This is a genomic window from Lacicoccus kunmingensis DSM 17847 (assembly GCF_059568765.1).
In genome coordinates this window covers 135,103-155,317 of the sequence record NZ_JCANUC010000006.1, presented here as the reverse complement: position 1 = coordinate 155,317, position 20,215 = coordinate 135,103, and the positions used below count along the sequence as shown (strand labels likewise).

General features: G+C 45.2%; 17 protein-coding genes. 6 read left to right on the top strand and 11 right to left on the bottom strand.

What is annotated here, in order from left to right; translation table 11 throughout:
• On the top strand, nucleotides 1-1,375 hold a 1,375-nt coding region (locus tag BO48_RS08360; protein ID WP_496366982.1), incomplete at its 5' end, for a glucosaminidase domain-containing protein.
• A 52-nt stretch (nucleotides 1,376-1,427) separates the two neighbouring features.
• Here BO48_RS08360 and BO48_RS08355 read toward each other — a convergent pair.
• From BO48_RS08355 to BO48_RS08345, 3 genes are all read right to left on the bottom strand, one after another.
• Nucleotides 1,428-4,223, bottom strand: coding sequence for a glycosyltransferase (locus tag BO48_RS08355; RefSeq protein ID WP_496366981.1), 2,796 nt, complete (start codon nucleotides 4,221-4,223; stop codon nucleotides 1,428-1,430).
• A gap of 18 nt (nucleotides 4,224-4,241) precedes the next feature.
• Nucleotides 4,242-5,420, bottom strand: coding sequence for a glycosyltransferase family 4 protein (locus tag BO48_RS08350; RefSeq protein ID WP_496366980.1), 1,179 nt, complete (start codon nucleotides 5,418-5,420; stop codon nucleotides 4,242-4,244).
• A gap of 132 nt (nucleotides 5,421-5,552) precedes the next feature.
• Nucleotides 5,553-6,728, bottom strand: a complete 1,176-nt coding sequence (locus BO48_RS08345) for a glycosyltransferase (protein WP_496366979.1) — start codon at nucleotides 6,726-6,728, stop codon at nucleotides 5,553-5,555.
• A 164-nt stretch (nucleotides 6,729-6,892) separates the two neighbouring features.
• On the opposite strand from BO48_RS08345, the gene BO48_RS08340 reads away from it, so the two are divergent.
• The 3 genes from BO48_RS08340 to BO48_RS08330 are packed head-to-tail and all read left to right on the top strand — an operon-like array spanning nucleotide 6,893 to nucleotide 9,235.
• A complete protein-coding gene (locus tag BO48_RS08340) occupies nucleotides 6,893-8,302 on the top strand; it encodes an LCP family protein (protein ID WP_496366978.1) in 1,410 nt (469 codons plus the stop codon).
• A 23-nt stretch (nucleotides 8,303-8,325) separates the two neighbouring features.
• Nucleotides 8,326-8,793, top strand: a complete 468-nt coding sequence (locus BO48_RS08335; protein ID WP_496366977.1) for a DUF2538 family protein — start codon at nucleotides 8,326-8,328, stop codon at nucleotides 8,791-8,793.
• Between the two features lie 13 nt (nucleotides 8,794-8,806).
• Nucleotides 8,807-9,235, top strand: a complete 429-nt coding sequence (locus tag BO48_RS08330; protein ID WP_496366976.1) for a GNAT family N-acetyltransferase — start codon at nucleotides 8,807-8,809, stop codon at nucleotides 9,233-9,235.
• Between the two features lie 358 nt (nucleotides 9,236-9,593).
• Here the strand turns inward: BO48_RS08330 and BO48_RS08325 are convergent, their stop codons facing one another.
• The 4 genes from BO48_RS08325 to BO48_RS08310 form a co-directional block, all read right to left on the bottom strand.
• Nucleotides 9,594-10,010 carry a MarR family winged helix-turn-helix transcriptional regulator gene (locus tag BO48_RS08325; RefSeq protein ID WP_496366975.1) on the bottom strand — a complete coding sequence of 139 codons (417 nt, stop codon included), beginning with the start codon at nucleotides 10,008-10,010 and terminating at the stop codon, nucleotides 9,594-9,596.
• Between the two features lie 62 nt (nucleotides 10,011-10,072).
• The gene (locus BO48_RS08320; protein WP_496366973.1) at nucleotides 10,073-10,876 is read right to left on the bottom strand and encodes a hypothetical protein; all 804 of its coding nucleotides are present in this window, start codon (nucleotides 10,874-10,876) and stop codon (nucleotides 10,073-10,075) included.
• Nucleotides 10,873-12,450 carry a hypothetical protein gene (locus tag BO48_RS08315; RefSeq protein WP_496366972.1) on the bottom strand — a complete coding sequence of 526 codons (1,578 nt, stop codon included), beginning with the start codon at nucleotides 12,448-12,450 and terminating at the stop codon, nucleotides 10,873-10,875. Before BO48_RS08315 ends, BO48_RS08320 begins: the two co-directional genes overlap by 4 nt.
• A gap of 80 nt (nucleotides 12,451-12,530) precedes the next feature.
• Entirely contained in the window at nucleotides 12,531-13,034 is a 504-nt protein-coding gene (locus BO48_RS08310; protein ID WP_496366971.1) for a competence protein ComK, read from the bottom strand.
• 289 nt (nucleotides 13,035-13,323) lie between these two features.
• Between BO48_RS08310 and BO48_RS08305 the strand changes: the two genes are divergently transcribed.
• Together BO48_RS08305 and BO48_RS08300 are read left to right on the top strand one after the other, a co-directional pair.
• The gene (locus BO48_RS08305; protein WP_496366970.1) at nucleotides 13,324-13,833 is read left to right on the top strand and encodes a sigma-70 family RNA polymerase sigma factor; all 510 of its coding nucleotides are present in this window, start codon (nucleotides 13,324-13,326) and stop codon (nucleotides 13,831-13,833) included.
• A 104-nt stretch (nucleotides 13,834-13,937) separates the two neighbouring features.
• Nucleotides 13,938-14,129, top strand: a complete 192-nt coding sequence (locus BO48_RS08300) for a YkvS family protein (RefSeq protein WP_496366989.1) — start codon at nucleotides 13,938-13,940, stop codon at nucleotides 14,127-14,129.
• Between the two features lie 69 nt (nucleotides 14,130-14,198).
• Here the strand turns inward: BO48_RS08300 and BO48_RS08295 are convergent, their stop codons facing one another.
• From BO48_RS08295 to BO48_RS08280, 4 genes are all read right to left on the bottom strand, one after another.
• The gene (locus tag BO48_RS08295) at nucleotides 14,199-15,122 is read right to left on the bottom strand and encodes a nuclease-related domain-containing protein (RefSeq protein WP_496366969.1); all 924 of its coding nucleotides are present in this window, start codon (nucleotides 15,120-15,122) and stop codon (nucleotides 14,199-14,201) included.
• Nucleotides 15,123-15,577: 455 nt separating this feature from the next.
• Complete coding sequence (locus BO48_RS08290; protein WP_496366968.1) at nucleotides 15,578-16,468, bottom strand: hypothetical protein; 891 nt, start codon at nucleotides 16,466-16,468, stop codon at nucleotides 15,578-15,580.
• A gap of 19 nt (nucleotides 16,469-16,487) precedes the next feature.
• The gene (locus tag BO48_RS08285) at nucleotides 16,488-17,846 is read right to left on the bottom strand and encodes a TrkH family potassium uptake protein (protein ID WP_496366967.1); all 1,359 of its coding nucleotides are present in this window, start codon (nucleotides 17,844-17,846) and stop codon (nucleotides 16,488-16,490) included.
• Between the two features lie 93 nt (nucleotides 17,847-17,939).
• Entirely contained in the window at nucleotides 17,940-20,177 is a 2,238-nt protein-coding gene (locus BO48_RS08280) for a S1C family serine protease (protein WP_496366966.1), read from the bottom strand.
• Between the last annotated feature and the right edge of the window lie 38 nt (nucleotides 20,178-20,215).

Genomic DNA, 20,215 nt, shown 5'->3' with positions numbered 1-20,215 from the left:
TTTACTTGATGAACCATGGGGCTCGTCAAACCAACGAGTGAAACAGCTAAATCAATACGATCACAACGCCATTTTCAATGCAGAAAAATCAATTAAGCTTGGTGCACTGACTTTCTATTACGGCAACATCGGTAATGATTCTGGATGGATACAGGATAATCACTTAGAAAATCTCAAGACACTTTTATATACCAGTACTCAATATGCTTCTAAAATTAAAAGCAGTAATAACTCAGGCTTCTACAGTTCAATCAGCCGCGGAGAGTCTGTATCCGCTCAAAATTTTCTAAACAAGACATTATTTATCGATCACCAAGCAGATTATGATGGCACCACTTATTATCGTGTACTTGATGGATTCCACGGACCTTCGCAAGGGTGGATGAAAGAAGAGGATTTGAATTTGTTCCACCATACTACTCCAATAGACCATAGTAGAAATTATTATATTAATTCAAATAATCGGAGCCAGTATTTGCTTGATGAGCCTTGGGGCACTTCTAAACAACGGGTTAAAAAGTTAAATCAGTATAATTACAATTCAAGTTTCAATGCAGAAAAATCAATTAAGCTTGGTGCACTGACTTTCTATTACGGCAACATTGGTAACGATTATGGATGGATTCAAGATAAATATTTAACTACGAATCTGCCTTCGCCTCCATCAAATCAAATCGAGGTAAATACAGTGAGATATAATCAATCTTTAAATCAAGTTCTGAATACCCAAATGAACTTAAATGCCAAACCACAAGCTTGGGCTAACGGCGGTGGCTGGAGAAATGCCACAAGAAATGAAGTCAGGCATTATTTAGATACATCTCATCAAACCTCCGATGAGTGGATGTACACGTTCCTCAACCTAGATCGTGCACAGGGTATCAGCAGTTCTGTTATCAATCAGAATTTGTTAAGTGGTAAAGGCATTCTATCAAGCAAAGGTGCAAGCTTTGTACAAGCAGCACAACAACATGGAGTGAACGAAGTATACCTCATCTCTCATGCCATTCATGAGACTGGTCATGGACAGAGCCAACTAGCAAGAGGAGTAATGCTGGACGGTAAAACTTACTATAATATGTACGGTATTGGTGCAGTTGATAGTAACCCAATAAACGGTGGTGCTAGATATGCTCAGCAAATGGGCTGGGATACACCAGAAAAAGCAATTATCGGCGGTGCACAGTTTATCGCTAGAAATTATTTCAACAGAGGACAGACAACCCTTTACTCTATGAGATGGAATCCTCTTAACCCTGGTACTTATCAGTATGCTACTGATGTTAACTGGGCTTACGCAACCGCACGTAATCTAAAGTCCTATTACGATACATTAGGCATTAAAGGTCAGTACTACACAAAACACATTTTTTAATTATAAAAGACTTCCATCAAAGACAAAATTCTTTTATGGAAGTCTTTTTAGTTTAACTATATACATTCAATACTTTTGATATTATTGAAGACCAGTCTCTATTGTTTCCTACCCACTCTCTTGCATTATCACCAATATCTTTGTTATCTATAATCTTTATAATCGATTCTTTTAACTCTTCAAGGTTTTCCGCTTCAAATATCTCACCGGTGTCGCCATCAATCACCATTTCCTGAAGCGCGCCGACATTACTGACAATCACCTTTTTAGCCATTGCCATCGCTTCATAGGTTTTTAACGGCGTAACCAGCCGGCACACCAAATCTCCTGTTCTTGCAAATGGAGCAACATCAATCACTGAATAATACTTGGATATTTCTTCGTGTGACACTCTTCCCGTAAAAACTACATAATCCTGTAAATTCATTTTTTCAGTCAATGACTGTAAATGATTTCTGTACTGTCCGTCTCCAACAATCAATAGCTTGAATTTCTTGTCTAAATCCATTCTGTCATTCAAGTCCTTCAGTGCTTTAATCACTAAATCTAAACCTTCATAGCTTGTGATGGAGCCGATAAAGCCAAGCACATGGTATTTCTTCAAATTATATTTTCGGATGATATCATCATTTTCGGCCATTGGAGCAATCGAAACAGTATCTACCCCATTTGGGATGACTGTAATTTTAGACTCATCAATGCCATGTTCTATCAAATAAACTTTTAACGATTCACTGATACAAAACACTTCATCAGCAATTTCACAGCAGTGGATTTCCTGTTGTTCCTGCAGATTAAAGCGGTCTGAATTCTGAAAACCGGTGATTTTAGAGCTTTGGGTATGATGCCACATGCCCCTTACTTCATAGATGGTTTTTATGCCCAGACTCCTGCCCAGCTGGAGTGCAGGTAATGCATTCTGATAATTCGACGCAGCATGTATGATGCCAGGTTTATCCTTTTTGATTATATTTTTTATCTCTTTTGCGTAAGCATCAAAATAATTTAAAATTGGTGTTTTATTCGTTAAATACCTATCTGATTTATCTATATAGTATGTCTGAACATCATTAATCGGCTTTTCAGGTATTTCATAACTTTCATGTACAGGTGACCAGCCTAACCTTGTTGCAATAATCGGTTCATATCCGCTTTCTTTTACTCGCTTTATAATTTCATTAGAACGGATAGTATATCCATTCACAGCTGGCAGGGCTTTGTTTAAAACGAATAGTATTCTATCATTTCTCTTCTCTATAACCGGCTCGATTAATTCAACTGGTAATTCCCAATTTTTATTAAGAAGCTGATACTCCTGTTCGGCCATTTTAAATTCTCCCGGGAATATCCTTGTTGGATTTATCCTTTTAAGCTTTACCAAGAATTCATATCTTTCAGTTATATTACCGAGTATATGATGGGCTCTGATCAAACCTCTTAATACATCGGGATTATTAGGTTTTATCTCATAGGCTTTTTCTGCTTCATACAATGACTGCTGATATCTTTTAGTATTGAACAGAAATTTCGCCAGCTGTACATGCATTTTTAATTGGCGGTCTTTCGTTCTGTTTTTGAACAGTGATGTTATTTTTTCATGCTGATCGGTCAAATAGTATTGTTTGGCCAGTACAATGCCGTGAGACATCTTAACATCATTTTTCTCAAGATATCTCATAATATACATCGGCAGAATGTTTGTATCATCAATACTGTTCAGCTGTTTTATGACAAAATTATAAATTCTTTTTTGTTGTTTTTTATCAAATTCTTCATGTATGAATTTATCTACTTCTTTTTTGTTCGATTCATCGGTAAATAAATTCACATTATAAAATACAGGTTCAAGTTTACGTCCATTTTTGAATAACTCACCGACCGAGTCATCAGATAACTTCAAACGTTTTTCAATGATCAGTCTTCTTATAGAGAATATATGCTGATGGGTCAACTGTGTTTTATGCAGTTTCTGAACAATATCATGAATGAGTTTTTGTGACTGCTCCCCGATATATAATTGATTCAATGCATTCTGCAGCTGTATGGATTCATCCGATTCGTCCGGAAAACTGAAGTGCAGTTTGTATATTGCTGCCGGATCTATGTACTGCAGCAATGTCTGTTCAGCATTTATGTATGGTACAAAATTCTCATTCAGAGTGTTTTCCATATCGTTTTTCTCGAAAAACTGATTGATGATCAAAACATATCCAAGTCCCTGCATCTGTTCATTCTGATCATCTATGTATGCCTTATATTCTTTTATATCTGTAAATTCTTCATTCAAATCCAATATTTTATCTTTGTATTGTCTCCAATTGTACTTATAGAAAATATCGTCTTTAGCCGCTTCCAGATCTTCGAATAATGCATCATTTTTGACAGAAGAGTTTTTAAACAATGCTTCGGCATCTTCAAAATTGTTTCTAGATGCCAAATACTTAACCAGAGTACGCTGCTGGCTTTCAGTTAAATGTTTCAATACATCGTTGCCCTGCTCTGACAGTGCCACGATATTTTTGAAATTTTTCAGGTTATAGAGCAGACGGACTTTAAGATTCAGAATATCCGGGTTATTATCATTCGCAATATAGCGGTACGCTTTCTTATAGTTCCTTTCATGTCTGTGCACCATCGCCTTCAAATAAGCCTGGTACTGATTGTTGACATTGCTCCGCTCAATGATTTCAAGAATCGGTGCGTGATTCGAACTTCTCAAGTATAGACTGATTCCAGGTTCTTTTGACCCTATTTTCATCGACAGGCTTTTTTTGAAGAATCCTCTCGCAAAAGTCGGCATATTCAATTTGAAAGATATGTATGATAAGAGCCCATATAAATAGTTCATATTATTTCTCCTAATTTGTCAGTCTTTCAAAAACTTGTTCAAAGAATCTATGTTATTTTCCCATATGAAGAGCTCTTCTGTTAATTGTCTCGCGTTCGCTCTCATTTCTTTTTCGAGTAAAGGATTTTGTTTTATCTCTTTAATCATTTTAATGATATCCAAAGTTGTCGCTTTGGATTTTGAAAAACCGACATTGCTGTGGTTGATCAAGTCCGCTGAATAACCGCTCAAGTTTGAAACTACAGGAACGCCCGATCCTATCGCATCCACGACTTTACCGGGTAATACTCTTAAAAAGACTTCACTTTCTTTAAGCAAAGATAAAGCAACATTATGGTCTCTCGTCAATTCGAGACATTCTTCCCTGCTTTTTTCATCGTAAAAAGTGACGTATTTCATATTCTGCTCTTCTATAAGATTTCTCAGTTCATGTGCATATGCACCATAACCGATGATATTGAATATGATTTTGCTGCTTTCTAAATAATCTGCCACTTCTTTAATCTGTTCATAATTCTGTGCCAGACCGATATTACCCGTATAGATGACTTTGAATTCATCTTTCGTTTCTTTAAAATCAATTTCACTTCTTTGCAGTGAATTCGGTAAATATAATATCTTCTTTTTAGGCGTGATTCTCAAAATATGATCTTTAAATTCTTCATTGTTTACAATGATTTTATCTGCCAGTTTATAAATCTGTTTTTCCATGAGCTTCAGTATCGGAAAGAATATATTGATTTTTAATTTCTCAATTTCCTTGACGCTGTCCGGCCATAAGTCTCTGACTTCCAGAATTCTCTTTACACCTTTATGTTTCTTCTGTGAAAAGAAAGTTGCCCATGGCAAAAAAATATTTGGTGATGTAACGTATATCACATCATAATCCACTTGATATTTCTTTACATATAACCAGACTTTATATGCCAGCTCCAAATAATACAGTACTCTCATCTTTAGAGACTTCGACTGCTTATCAATTCGCATTCTCAGTCTTAAAATTTCTGGAGATTTGTCAATTTCAGGCTCATTCCAGTACTTCTTTTCCTCGTAAAGCTTCTGGTTAGGATATGTAGGTGCAGTGGTCAGCACTTCCACCTCATTATCTTTTGACAAATGTTTATATAAATTTTTCAAGCGATTGGCACCGGAGCCGATCTCAGGATAAAAGTTTTGTGTAATCAGTAATATTTTCATAGTCGTATCCCATCATTTTTATAAATATGTCCAAAGTATGTATGTTATTTAATTTTAGCACACATGGGCATATAAATTAAAATTCGATTAAAATTTCCGTTAGTCAAAGCTGATTAAACAGTAAAAATAATTTTATGTTTTGTTCTTAATCTTCCTATATAAAGCTTTCAGTACGTCTTTTTCATTATTCCAGTTGTATATATGCTTTGCTACCTTGGTATTTTCTTCAAATTTATTTCTCGAGTTATCATCATCTATGAGCTGCTGCAGTTTTTCTTTAAGTTCTTCCGTGTTCTCCGGTTCGACGGTCAGGCCGACTTCATGGCCGTCGATGACCGCTTCTATCTCGGGTAGTCTGGAACCGATGACGGGCACGTGGGCCATTATATATTCGAACATCTTGTTGGAAGATGCGGAATAATGGTTGAAGTTGGTGTTCTCTAGGAACTGGATGCCGATGTCTGCAGCTTTTGTATATCTCCTCAATTCCTTATACGGCACTCTGTCGATGAAGATTACTTTGTCTTCAAGTCCAATTTTCTTATGGTAATCGATCAGGTTCAGCCGTTCCTTGCCGTCGCCGATCATGACGAGTTTCGCGCCTTCAATGTCTTTGAAAGCGTCCAACAGTTTGAACAGGCCCCTGCCCTCCTGCATGCCGCCCTGGTACAGGACGACTTTCTCGTCTCCGGGTATTTTATACGTCTCTCTGATCGGAAACTCGTCCACGAGATTTATGTCGTACAGCTCGCTGTAGTTATGTACCGCCGTCGGTTTTGTACCGTACAGATCTTCGTGGTATGCAGCCCTTGTGTCATTCTCCACAATCGTATGGTTGGTAAACTTGAGCAGGAATTTCTCCAGCCTGTAGATTTTCTCGAATGAATAATGCGTCCTTGAAGTCTGCACTTCATGGGAATCATATATCAAAGGCTTCCTTTTCAATCTCAGCTTGCTGCTCATGATTCCCTGCATGAGCGTATTCAGGTCATGGGCATGGTAAATATCGGTATCTGTCCTTCTCCCGAGCAAAACCATCTTGAACATCAAAAGCGCGTTCGGGAGGTGTTTCGAAAGGACAGAAGACTTTATTTTCCTTAAAATGCACTTTGGCAGTTCAATTTTCGTCACTCTGTTTACATAGATGCCGTCCCTTACTTTTTCAGCAGGACGCAGGTTCATTTCATTTTGTTCGCGCTTTGCTATGATGGTCACGGTGTGGCCCATTTCGGTGAGTGCGTCGGCTTCCCGGAGTACTCTTGCGTCGTTGATGAAGTTGTTCCAGACGAACATCGTCACATTTGCCATAAACTTATCCCCTATTTTTATACAAGTTGTCATTATCGATTGTAATTATTTCTAAAAGATTATAAAATAAATGATTGGTATACTTAAAGTTACATATTATTATTATAGATTATTCGTCTTTTTATGTCATTCCCAATAAATTTAAATTAAAGTAGGTTATTCTAATGAAAAAATTCATCATCGGTGCATTCATTGTACTGACCGTCGCCCTTGTTGCCGTCGGGATTTATATTTACGGACTTTTCAACACGTTTGAGCAGGGTGTTTCGGATTCCTTTGAAGCCACCGACCGGGAAAGTTCGGATTTAAGAATGGAAGAGGTGGACCCTAACCTCGACAGTTTTACCGTGCTGATCATGGGTATCGATGAATCCGAGACAAGGAGCGAGTCGGAAGATCTCGAGTCCGGTGATTTCAGGACAGATACGATGATTCTTGCCACGTTCGACAAGGACGAAGACGATATCAAGCTTGTCAGCATTCCAAGGGATACACTGACGTATTTCCCTGACGAAAATTATTACGATAAAATTACACATGCACACAGAAACGGCGGACCGGAGAGTTCGATGCTCGCAGTGGAGAGCCTGCTCAATGTGCCGGTGGACTATTATATCAGGGTGAGCATGCCGGCGGTCGTTGATGTGGTCGATGCGCTCGGCGGTGTCGATTTCGATGTGCCGTTTGATATGGAGTCGCCGACTTCTGTGGATAGAGGTACGATTGAAATCGAGGAAGGTGAACAGACGCTGAACGGTGAGGAGGCACTCGGCGTCATCCGTAACCGTGATGTCGATACCGACCTCGGACGCGGCAACCGTCAGCTTGAGATGGTCGAGGCGATCATGCAGAAGGCCAAATCGACCGGGGCTCTGACGAAGATCGATGACCTGATCGAAGTCGTGGCGGATAATGTGCGTCATGATATGTCGTCCGATACGATCCGCGATCTGGCTTCGTATTACGCATTCAATACGATCGAGTTCGACAATACGCAGATCGTCGGTGAGGACTTCTGGTATCAACGGAACGGCGCCTATTTCTACCTCGCCGATCCGGAGCATTTGCTCGCGATATCCAACACTTTACGTGATATATTGGATATAGAAGAAAACGAGCCGTACGACTTGATCAACTTGAAGCTTGAAGGCATTTTCGAACCTTATCAGTATGTAGAGGATTATTTACTGGAGGATTACGTGCCGGAGCAGCAGCATCCTGCGATGGGTGAAGATTATGAGAATCCTTATGGTGACGGCTTTGATATTCCGGACTTCGACCATGAGGATATCGGTGTTGAAGGTGAAGATGATTTAGATGGTGATGGTGCTGGCGGTAATGGTAGTGATGGTGCTGATGGAAATGGCGGCGGTGATGGTGGTAACGGCGGCGGTGTGAATGAAGGTACCAACGAGCCGGCCGGTGATTCTTATTACGAGGAGCCGCAGCAGCAGGTGCCGCAAAATGAACAGAGCAACCAGAACCAGGGCGTTAACGAGCAGCCTGCCGGAGATCCGTACTACGAGGAACCGGCGGCCGACCCTTATTACGAAGAACCTGCGGGCAACTACTAATTATTGAGTGAGGAGGTTGTTGTATGAGAAAGACTTACGATAAAGAAACGAATATCAATGAGATGTTCGATTATCTGGAAGCGCAGATCAAAAACAGCAATCAGCCGCAAATTGAAAATTCATATCACTACTACGACCATTCGCATAAGGAGTACTTTTTATCCATCCGGGGTTATTTCAGCGAGGCGCTGACGAACCCTGAAGTCGATGCGGCATGTTATATACTGAGCCTGCCGCAGGTTTTCAACAAGGTGGATATATTCGAACTGATCCATCCGATGGACTGGGTGAAAAACGAGGAAGGCCGATTGAGTGAGGCATTCAAAAGTTTGAAGCCGCATTATCAGTACATCGCCCTCGCCGCTGCGGAAAGTTCGAACATGAAGTTCAATACGCAGCCCGCCTTGTCCCTTGGTCTTGAATTCTGGGGATTGGAGCATCTTCAGATATTTTGGCAGTTTACAGCAATCAGACGTAAAAATTCAATGTAATGTAGGTGATCAGATGGAAATAAAAGTAGCAGATACGAAAGAATTGTATGACCAGTGTCTCGATATACGCATGAAAGTGTTTGTCGATGAACAGAAAGTCCCACCGGACATCGAAGTGGATGAGTATGAAGATGTGTGCACGCATTTCGTATTGTTCGATGATGCCGGCGAGGCTGTAGGCACGGTCCGCTACCGTCCGATTGATGACGGTCTCGTCAAAGTCGAGAGAATGGCGGTATTGAAAGATCACCGCGGCAAGAAATATGGCTATGATTTGATGGAAGGTGTGCACCAGCATGCGAGAAGCGCAGGGCATTTGAAGGCGAAGCTCGGTGCGCAGGTTCACGCGATTCCGTTTTATGAAAAGCTTGGGTATGAGGTCGCGTCGGATGAGTTCGATGATGCCGGCATACCGCATAAGTATATGGTGAGAGAACTGTAGATTTGAGTGAAGCTTGAGTACAAGTCTCGTTGAATAAGTAAACCCGTACGTTGAACTTTGGGGCGATTGTGACCCCGGGAGTCTCGGCTTGCGGGTTTTTGTTATGGAGGTTATGTCCACCTAACAGTCCGTCCCGGGTGGTCGGATGAGCCGTACAGCTTCTAACGGGCCGTCCCGGGTAGCGGGATGAGCCGTACAGCTTCTAACGGGCCGTCCCAGGTGGTGGGAGGAGCCATACAGCTTCTAACGGGCCGTCCAGAGCGCTGGGAAGGGTCATTCAGCCGACAGGTGCCGCAACCAAACGGCGATTCGTTCTTTATTTTCCATAAAAAAGAGACCTCGCGGGCCTCTGTTTTCATTAGTGATGAATCTTTTCTAGTATTTCAGTTAAGCTTTTAACTTCTTCTTTAGATAAATCTTTCAGTAAGTCGTCTGTCAGCTCGCATATTTCAACATCTAGAGTATCGATCAGTTCAAGACCCCTATCACTGATCTGCAAGTATGTTGCCCGCAGATCTTCCTTGCTTTGTGATTTATGGATATATCCATAATCCACCATTTTCTGGACAGCCCGTGATACGGCGGTCTGCTCTTTTTTCATCTTCGATATTAATTCTTTTTGCGTGATGTTCGGCTCTTCTGCAATAATCTCAAGAATATAGACCTGTTCGCGTGAGATGCGGCCTTCATCTGTCTTGAACGATGTCAGATGATCGATTTTCGCATTCACCAGGTAAATATGACGACATACATGACGTGTATTTACTCCACTCATATATTTCACCCTATCTTTGTCAACATAATTTTATTATACACATAATTACTTTGCGCACAACATTAATTTTGACATTCATTTAATTTTTCCAGCTGCTTGAGATCCACATATCCGATGGTCACCTCTTCTCCGACCTGCACGTAGGCCGGAAAATGTGTTTCAGAACGTGCGAGGGGCTTACCGGCACGCTGAAAACGGCCAATAATTGTGATGATCCGGTGCAGCAGCACAGTCGCCTCATCGACGTCCTGCTGGGATTTTATTTCTGTCCCTTCCAAAACCGGGTTTTTCGGCAACCTGTCCGGAAAAGAAATACTGCGCATCCACTTCAGCTCGTCTTTAGACAATTCGTCCCGCGCCTTGAAATGAATTTTCATATCCGGCGACGCCTGTTCCATCATTGCATTGAAATTATTATCCATATAATAAAAATCCAGTTGACGGTCGGAATAGCGGGCAAGCACTTTATCATAATTGTGCTGAATGAAGAACACCGTGCCCGGTGCGATTGTCGTATCCCGGGCGGTATCATAGTAGTAATGGGCCATCTTGATGAACTCTGAATAATCGAGGAGCCAGTGATGGATCTGTTCTTCGGCGCCGTCCTTTAATGTGAGCGTTAATGTTGTGCCGGGAGATGTGAGCTTTACTTTGCTGTCCGCAGAGAATAATTCTCTCATTTTTCGAAATTTTAATTCACTATTTTTATACCCGCTGCATGTGAAATCATTCATGCCATGGACGTGGATCAGTTTTTTCATGACCAGGCCGTTTAAAAATGTGTCCACGGTCGATTCCGCTTCGGCATCGACATAATGGATTTCAAACGGTCTGCCCGTTTCTGTAATTTTGACTTTTATTTTCATGAAGATGCCCTTTCCAGTTCAAGCAGATTTTGTAAAATATCGACTCTTAAAGCGACGTTTTCAGGTGTCTCATACATCGACTTCACTTTGACGTTGTTCAGTCCGGTGCTGTCTTCGGCCGGTATTTCCCGGGTGACGAACATCGTGAATGTCACGGCGTAGTCCTCTTTCGGGTTCATCGCCTGATACGGCACGTAGAAATCGTTGATGTTGTGCGAGAAGAACGCATCGCGTTCGTACTGCGACTTGTAGCGGTTTTCCAGCCACTCATCCCCGTAGCGGCTCCAGTAGCGCTCGGTGTAGTCCGCCATCATGGTGCCGTCGAGCATGCAGTCCATCGATGTCTGCGGCGTGCAGTCCGAATCGAAATCTTCCGGCGGCAGCGAGTAGATATGCGCAAACTCGTGGATGAGCGTGCGATAGCGTGCCGCCTTGTTGCCGCTGTCCCTGAAGTCCATGGCGAAGATGATCTCCTCGTCGCTGATGTCGACGTACGCGAGCGTATTGCCCTCACCGTCCGAGAACAGACGGTAGATGTCTATTGCGTCGGTGTACCTTTCCGGAAACAGCGCGTCGAACTCCTCGTAGTATGCGAGGTACGGTGCCGCACTGTCCGGCACTTCGCGGTGTTCCTCTATAAGCGTCAGCCCGCCGTTCACATCATAATCCTGATATGTCCGGCGCGGCCGGTTTTCAAAAAATATATACGGTTCCTGCGAAATATCTATATGGTCTTCGAGCTCGGCCAAATACTCATCCCCGAGTGCTGTACATTCTTCGACCGTCCCGCACTCCGCGTGTTCGACCGGTGCCTTCCAGTCGATATCCGCCCGTTCTGTCGGCGGGTCTCCGCTGAAATATTGGAAGATGCTCATAATGATGAAGATCGTCAGTGCAAGTATCCCGGCAAATAAAACCATCTGCCCGATGAGCTTCGACTGGCGTCTGACTGTCGTCCGCCTGACGGGCGCCTTATCGAGCACCTGCATCGTGATGAGCGGTGCGCCTTTTATTTTAATGTCGAGCAGTGCTTTGTGGATCTCTTTCAGCTCGAGATGATAGAGCGGCAGTTTGTCGTCCCCTTCATTGTCGAGTGTGATGACCGTGTCGAGCGGGTCCGAAGCCAGTCTGTACTCGCCGAATGTGATGATGATGACCTGTATATCGTTGTTGTGTGCGTAAGCCCTGAAGTAGCGGAAGTCCCGCTGGTTCATGTCGGTTGTCAAAATGAATGCATCGAAATCCCGGAAGAACTTATCATTCTTCTTATGGATTCTCGCACTTTCAAACGTATTGCCGAATGCGTCGATGCGCGTGTCATGCAGGATGCCGAACGGTGCGGAGACCTTTTCCACATACTCGGTATTCACATAATCCGTATGCAGTGAATTTTGTAAGCTCTTGGTAAGTTTCGTCTGTTCGCTGCTCATATTTGTATGGAGGTAGATATCATGTTTTGAATATCTGCCGAGAAGACGTGCCACAGTGATTCCGCCGACCATCGTAAATTGTTTTTTGCCGGTATCGTTCGTCATGTGATTCATGTACGTGCCGCCCGCGACCAGTATATTCACATGCATTCCTCCAATCCTATTTCAATTATCCTTAATATCCATGGAAATTTAAAGGGTTTGATTTAAAATTCATTAAATCTTTACGATTGCGCCGGTTTCATATCAAAATAAAGTTCCGGGTACTCCCTGATTTTCACCATCCGGTCGAGCACTGTCAGTGTCTTCTGGTACTGCTTTTCGCATGTCTTCCTGTCGTATGAGACATCCTTGAATGTACCGTCGCTGAAGTGGATGCGCGTTTTGTACCGGTCATTTTCCGGCGTGCTGAATCTGAGTATCGTTCTGAGGTTGATCCAGAATGCGTTTCTGTGCGCGCTCGACGTCAGTGGAAACAGCACGAAATTCGTGCGTTCGTCCATGACGATCGGTCCGAGCTTGTGAATGTTATGGACGAATCTGAGGTGGTCCCGCCTTGCTTTCAGACTCGTGCCGTACTGATGGATCAGCAGCTGATCGAGCCACACATCGGTTGTGAGTATCGAATATTCATGACGGTGCGGATAGATGGCCTGTGAAAGAAACTCCAGATTATGGACAGGCTCCAGATATTTGATGTCGTGCAGTAAAAATGAAAAGTTTTTCAAGTGGTACGCCCCTTTTTATGTATGGTTGTTTGTTTTGCATCTGCGCCCCATCCCCCGATCGAGTGCAGAAGTGTATGTAGAGCATTCTGTCAAATTGTGTAAGCCTCCCTATTATACAATAAATTGATTTAATATTACATTAATTTAACAATTTTTAACCAACGTTAACTATAAGTTGAAGTTAAGTGTCGTTTCGCATGGTTGTGATGGTTTTTATTTTCCAAAAGATTGGATAGATTATGTGTATCCGGAAAAACATGATTTATCGATAAGTCGCTGGGAATGGGTTATGGAGAAAGTGAATTTGAATGGTGAGGCGGTGCTGGATGCGAAGATCCGGCAGTATGAGCCGATGGTGCATGCGATTATGGCGAAGTTGAGTATTTTGTATGACAGGGATGATTTTTTGCAGGTGGGACGGATTGCGATTTATCAGGCGTTGCTCAGTTTTGATGCGTCGAAGGCGCGGGGTGCGACGGAATCGCAGTTTGTTTATACGCGGATTTATCAGCGGCTGATTGATGAGATCCGGAAGTGTGTGCGCGTCTCGAAGGGGCTGGAGCTGACGGAGTGGCTGGAGGATGACGGGTCGGCGTCGGTGCGGGAATCGTATTTGGAGCTCTTTGAGGGGGACCTCGGCGGGATTTTGACGGTGCGGGAGCTGCGGTGGCTCGAGCTGATGATGAGCGGGTATTCGACGGCGGAGATCGCGCATATTCTGGATGTCAGTGTGTCGACGGTGAAGGCTGTCAGGCTGAAGGTGCGTGCGAAGGTCAGGGCGTTTGTTAACAGTCAGTGAATTTTTGTGCAAAGGTGGTTACATTTGCGGGATTTTCTTGTATAATGTATCTCAATGATTGGATGGAGGTTTGTTCTATGTCAAAAAAAGAAGAAGATTTGGATATTATCACGGCAAATGTCGGGGATATCGTAAAGTTCGACTGGGTATTTCCGAATATGCAGGGTAAAGTTGAAAAAGTGAATGATAACTCGGTGATCGTGGACGTCACGATCAACGACAATTTCGATGAACATGAAATGTTTGAAAAAACAGTCGTCAACCATAAACGCTATGAAATCATCAACGAAGCGTAAAATTTTATAGATTTGGAAACCCCCGGACTCACTTGGTGTGAGATCGGGGGTTTTTGTTTATATGCCAGTCTATGAGATGCGGCCGGGTTCGATGGTGTATGTTGCATGTCTCCCCCTATTGTTTAAAAGACATATCTCCTTTATATGTCTTTTTATCGTAGACCTTGAAACTTCGTTGTTGATAAGCGTTCTGATATCGCTGCTTTTAATATTGTCAGGCGAGAACAAGATATTATAGTCTCTGACTGCAGACAGGACATGATCTTTATTTGCAGACTTATGATTACATATATTGCATGTCGTAGAATAACGGTTGGGAGTAAAATCGAAAGATGCGCACTGCAGACATTGTCTGCCGAAAGTCAGGCGGGATGGGTCGGTGATTGCTGCATACTTGGGCTCTGGCACAATATTATTCTGTATCATTTGAATGAGATGATTTGTATTCTTCCAGCTGGAGAGCTGGTTGATATTACGGAAATACTGCTTCATCAGTTCCCGTTTAATCGTTTTCGAACGACAATAATTGTCGTCAGTCGATAATATGAAATATGGATTAGGAAACATTATATTGAAATCTGTGTTAATACTGGTTTTATTTTCAAGGAATATCTTAATGAGTTTTGAACTCGCACGCTTTGCCTGGATGATTGGGTCATCAGATATTTGAATATTGCCGATCTGCCATGTATTGTTTTCATACTTGTAGTTGCCGCTGTAATTTTTGATTTCATTAATGAACACTGTCTCATCTGTAATTATCAATGCATCAATCTGAGTCAATGACTTATCTCCCTGAATCCAAATATCTCTGAAAATGTTCAAGTTCCCGTGGCCAACTTCATCAAATATCCGATCATACAGCTTCTCCCCTTCAAATCCCCGCTTCAACCAGGATAGTTTCTTCTCCTCTTCCTTCGTTAATATTGCGCGCTTTGATAAAGTTTCCAGATAAATTTGCTCGTTGGATTTGTATCTCTCAGTTAAAAACATTTAGTCATCCCCTTTGATTTAGGAGATTAAAAAACCCCCTTTATTATATTAGGAGGAAATCGACGTTTTTGATTTTTTTGATTTTGAATTTAATTGGTCATATTACTCTTTTAGAGAGTTATCTCCACTTTATTTGTATGAGTGTGTGTTGAGGCGGGTTTAATGGTCCTTCCCGGAGCATGGGATGAGCCATACAGCTTCTAACGCGCCGTCCCCAAGCCGGGGATGAGCCATACAGCCTCTAACGAGCCGTCCCGCAGCACGGGATGAGCCATACAGCTTCCAACGGGCCGTCCCGCAGCACAGGATGAGCCGTACAGCTTCTAACGCGCCGTCCCCAAGCACGGGATGAGCCGTACAGCTTCCAACGGGCCGTCCCAGAGCACGGGATGAGCCATACAGCTTCCAACGGGCCGTCCCGCATCACAGGATGAGCCGATAGGGGCCAGCGGCCCTCAGAAGTGGTAGTAGATCAGGTCGTTTAAGTGGATATCGTCGGTCAGGTTGGATATTTCCTTGTCCAGATGGGTCAGGGTGTGGCCGAGGTATTCGAATGTGGTGGTGCGGCGTTTGAAATTCAGGTCGATGGACATGACGAATCCGTCGTGATTGTGGTGGTACATGGCGATTGGGTTGGATTCGTCGACATTGTATGTCTCTTTGCCTGATAACAGTTCGACATCCTCGTCCAATCCGCCGTCAGCCCCCGCATCGAGTTTGCCGTCGTACACCTCCGGCGCACCGGTCACAACAATGCCCACGCCTTCAAGGCTGTTGACGACTGCCTGCATGGATTCATCCCAGTCGGATATTGCGACAATCACGTAGTCCGGGTCTTTATTATCATAAATATAACGGAGCGTGCGGCGCAGGGATTCGGCAATATCCGTCACGCGGAACAGGTCGTCGTCGCCCGCGTCGAACTCGCCGGCATAGCCGCTGACGTACGCGAGGCGCATGCCGTTGATGTCGATCAGTTTATACGGCTCGCCGAAAAACGACTCCTTCGTGTTCGGGTGGCCGATGTTGCAGTTCAGGAACGGATAGCGCGCGAAACCGACAGCACGGCGGAGCTTCGACACGTTGGTCAGATCGCGGTGGTTCAGCACCGCAAAGTTGTAGCCCATGTAATTCATCGCGGTGACGCCGGGATTGCGGCGGCCTTTCAACTCCTGGTCGATGCCGAGGGTGCCGCCGAGATCTCCGAGCAGCACGTGATAATTATCATCGGCGTTGATGCTGCCGGCGTACCTCGACACTTTGGACAGGGAAACGTCGTCACTCATGCCGAGCTTACCGCCGAGATGCTGGGTGAGTATCAATTTTACCGTAAAAAATTCCTGCATAATAAAGCCCTCCTTGAATTTATCCTACCATAATGCGCTCTTCCGGGAACTGGTGCGAGTGTTTCTTCTGTCTGCCGCCGATGAAGAAGATGAATGACACGAAACCGATTCTGCCGATGAACATGAACGCGATGATGATCAGTTTGCTGAGTGCCGACAACTCTTCGGTGATGCCGGCGGATGTGCCCGCCGTACCGAACGCACTCGTCACTTCGAATAAAACATGCACCATTTCAAACCGGCTGTTTTCTATGAACACGATTGACATGACGCCCGTAAAGACGAGAAATACCGCGAGTGAAATGACCGCGAATGCGCGCTCGATATCCGCACGTGCGACGTTCCGTTTGAACACATGGATCTCCCTGTGGCCGCGGCTGAACGAAATCAGGAACAGCAGCAAAATCGCGAATGTCGTCGTCCGGATCCCGCCGCCGGCGGAACTCGGGCTCGCGCCGATGAACATGAGCGCACTCATGAACATCTGCGTCGCCTCGCTCAGCTGCTCGATCGGGACCGTTGTCAGCCCGCCGCTACGGGATGTGACGGATAAGAACATGCTGTTCATCATCGCACCCGTGACGCCGTATTCCTTGAAGTAGTCCTGCCACTCCGAGATGAAAATCATGATGGCGCCGACCACGAACAATGCGCCGTATGTCGATGTCGTTATTTTAGTAAATAAAGAAAACCGGAAATGTTTGCGGCGTCTCGACAGGTAGTTCCGGACTTCAATCAGTACCGGATAACCGATCGACCCGAGCACAATCTGGATCATCACCGGCAGCTGTATATGGTATGCCGTGTCGTATCCTGTAAGGGATGTTGAAAATAGATCCAGTCCGCCGTTCGTCGTTGCTGAAATCGATAGAAATACACTGTGCATCAAGGCATAATTGAAATCACCGGAACCTGTCAGGAAAACGATGAAATAATAGATCGCACCGATCAGCTCGATGACGAGGATCAGCATGATGATGTCGATGATCAGCTTGACGCCGCCTGAAATTTTATACTGGTTCGTATCCACCATGATCTGCATGCGTTCACGAAGGCCGATCTTCTGGCCGAGAATGAGCCAGATCATCGTACCCATCGCCATGATGCCGACGCCGCCGAGATTCATGATGAACATGATGACGGCATAACCCGGCACAGTGAATGTTTCTGCGATATCCATCGTACTGAGGCCCGTGACGCTGAGCGCAGAGGATGCGATGAATAAAATATCTATGAACTGGATGGTGTCATAATCCACGCGGTAAAATACCGGCATGGCAAGAAGCAGTGTCGCTATTGTGACCGCAATTAAGTAATAAAAGAATATCAGCCGCTGAGGACTGTAGTTTTTGATACGCGCAAGCATCTTACCAAACATCTGCGCATCCCCTCTCAAGAAGCAATATGATTTTTATTCTACTATAAAAAGTAAAAAAAGCCGACTCCATTTTGAAGTCGGCTGTGAATTCTGTTATTCCAGTGTGACCGTGACGGTCTGCTGCTCGCCGTTACGGTAGAATTCGACCGTCATTTCGTCACCCGGCTGTTTTTCATAGTACAGATATTGTCTGAGTTCCATCATGTTGCCCACTTCGCTACCGTCAAGAGCGGTCACGAGGTCGAGCTGCTGCATGCCTACATTTGCTGCTGGCGAGCCCTGCTGGACGCTTGAGATGACGACGCCGGAGTTGACGTCTTCAGGCAGGTTCATCTCGCTCTGAAGGACTTCAGGCGGAATCGTGTACAGGTCCTGAAGTGTCACACCGAAGAATGGTCTCTGCACTTCGCCGTTCTCTTCTATCTGGCTGACGACTTTCTGGACTTCGTTTGCCGGAATCGCAAATCCGATGCCTTCCACCTGCGGCATGCTGATCTTCATCGAGTTGATGCCGATCAGATTGCCATTCGAATCGATGAGTGCGCCGCCGGAGTTACCCGGGTTGATGGCTGCGTCGGTCTGGATGACGTTCGCCTCCCAGTCGTAGCCGCCGTCGCCGTCAAGGTCGACCGGCACCGAACGGTCGAGGCCGGAGACGATGCCCTGGGACACCGATCCTGAGAATGCTTCGCCGAGCGGTGAACCGATGGCGATGGCCGTCTGGCCGACTGTCAGTTCGTCGCTGTTTGCGAAATCGAGTGTGCCTTCGACCTGCTCGCTCGGTATGGATAGTACTGCGAGGTCGGTCCAGATATCGGTACCGACGACGTTTGCCGTGACGGATTCACCGTTCTGCATATTGATCTGCAGTTCTTCCGCGCCTTCTACAACGTGATGGTTCGTGACGATATACGCAGTGTCGCCATCCGTTTTGTAGATGACACCGGAACCGATGCCCGCTTCTTCAGGCTCCTGCTGCTGTGTTTCTGCATCTTCGCCGAAAATGCCCGGCAGGAATGAGTCGATCCTCTGAAGGTTGATGACGGAAACGACGGACTCACGGGACGATTCTATCGCCTGTGTCGTTTCGCTTTCGGACGCATCTCCGACTGCACCGTCTTCAGCTTCCTGTTCCGTGCCCGCTTCCTGTTCGTTCGTTGCGGTCTCTTCAGGGTCGTCGCCGCTGAAGACGTTGAAAAGGATCAGCACCAGCAGTGCGCCGAGAATACCGGCGATGAGCGGTATCATGAACGTGCGGAAAAATCCGCCGCCCCCGCCGCCTTTACTGCCGCGGTTATTGTTGCCGTTGTTGTTGCCGTTTCCTGCACCGGCGCCGATCGGCGGCACGGTACCGTAGAAATTATTTTTGTTGTCGGATGACCCCGGGTCGCCTTTAATGACGCGCCCCTTTTTATCCCGCTGGATCCGTTTCTCGGATTCAGGGTGGTGTTGCTGTGATGCTTCCGGGTTGGCGCGGTCCGGGCTGCTCGAGTTGTCGTTTCGGCTGCTGTCGCCTGCGTCTTTGGCAGTTGCACCTGAAGCGGCCGCTGCTGCAGTACCGCCGAAGATGGCACTTCTCGGAATATAATCTTCCGGTTGCTCTTGCGGCGCATCTTCTGACGGATGCGGCGGTACTGCCCGATTTCGGGTACTATCAGTGTTTCTCGGTGTTTGTTCTTCTCCGGATGACTCTGAGTCCCGGGATTTGTATCCGTACGCGGCATCCCCGGAATCTCGGGGTGTGTCAGGGTGTTCTGCATCCCTGGAATCTCTAGGCGTATCAGAGTTTTCTGCATCTTCCGATGCACCGCCGGATGGTTTCGAGTCTCCCGGCACCGGCGTTCCTCTGTTTACAGGGTGTTCCCGTTTCGCAGATTCATCCGGACGCGCAGATTCATCATTTTGACGCACATCCCTGCCTCTGCCGCGATCTTTATTTTCAGAACGGTCTTCAATCGGTTCTTCTGCCCGAAGGACTTCATCGGCCTGGGCGTCGCGTGCTGCCTGCCCGGACTTTGTTGGTCCTGATGTATAGACATCCTGGTAGCCGTCTTCCGGCTGTTCTTCATCTGTATCCAGATCTTCGTATCCGTAGACTGGATCATGGGACCTGCTGTCATTTTCTTCGATATATTCCCGTCTTTTTTCCGCTGCTGATTTCATTGAATTCTGTTCATTGCTGTTTTGTTCCGTCTGTCCTGAATGACTGTTGTCATCAGAGTGTGCAGCGTGACCGTATGGCTCCATCGGCTGCTGCCCGTCCTCAGTAAAGACGCGGCGGCGGCGTTTGTAACGGTCTCTAGGAATCACATGTTTTTTATCATTCTCCACACTTATTCCTCCCAGCTTGTCAACTTCTTATTTTACAT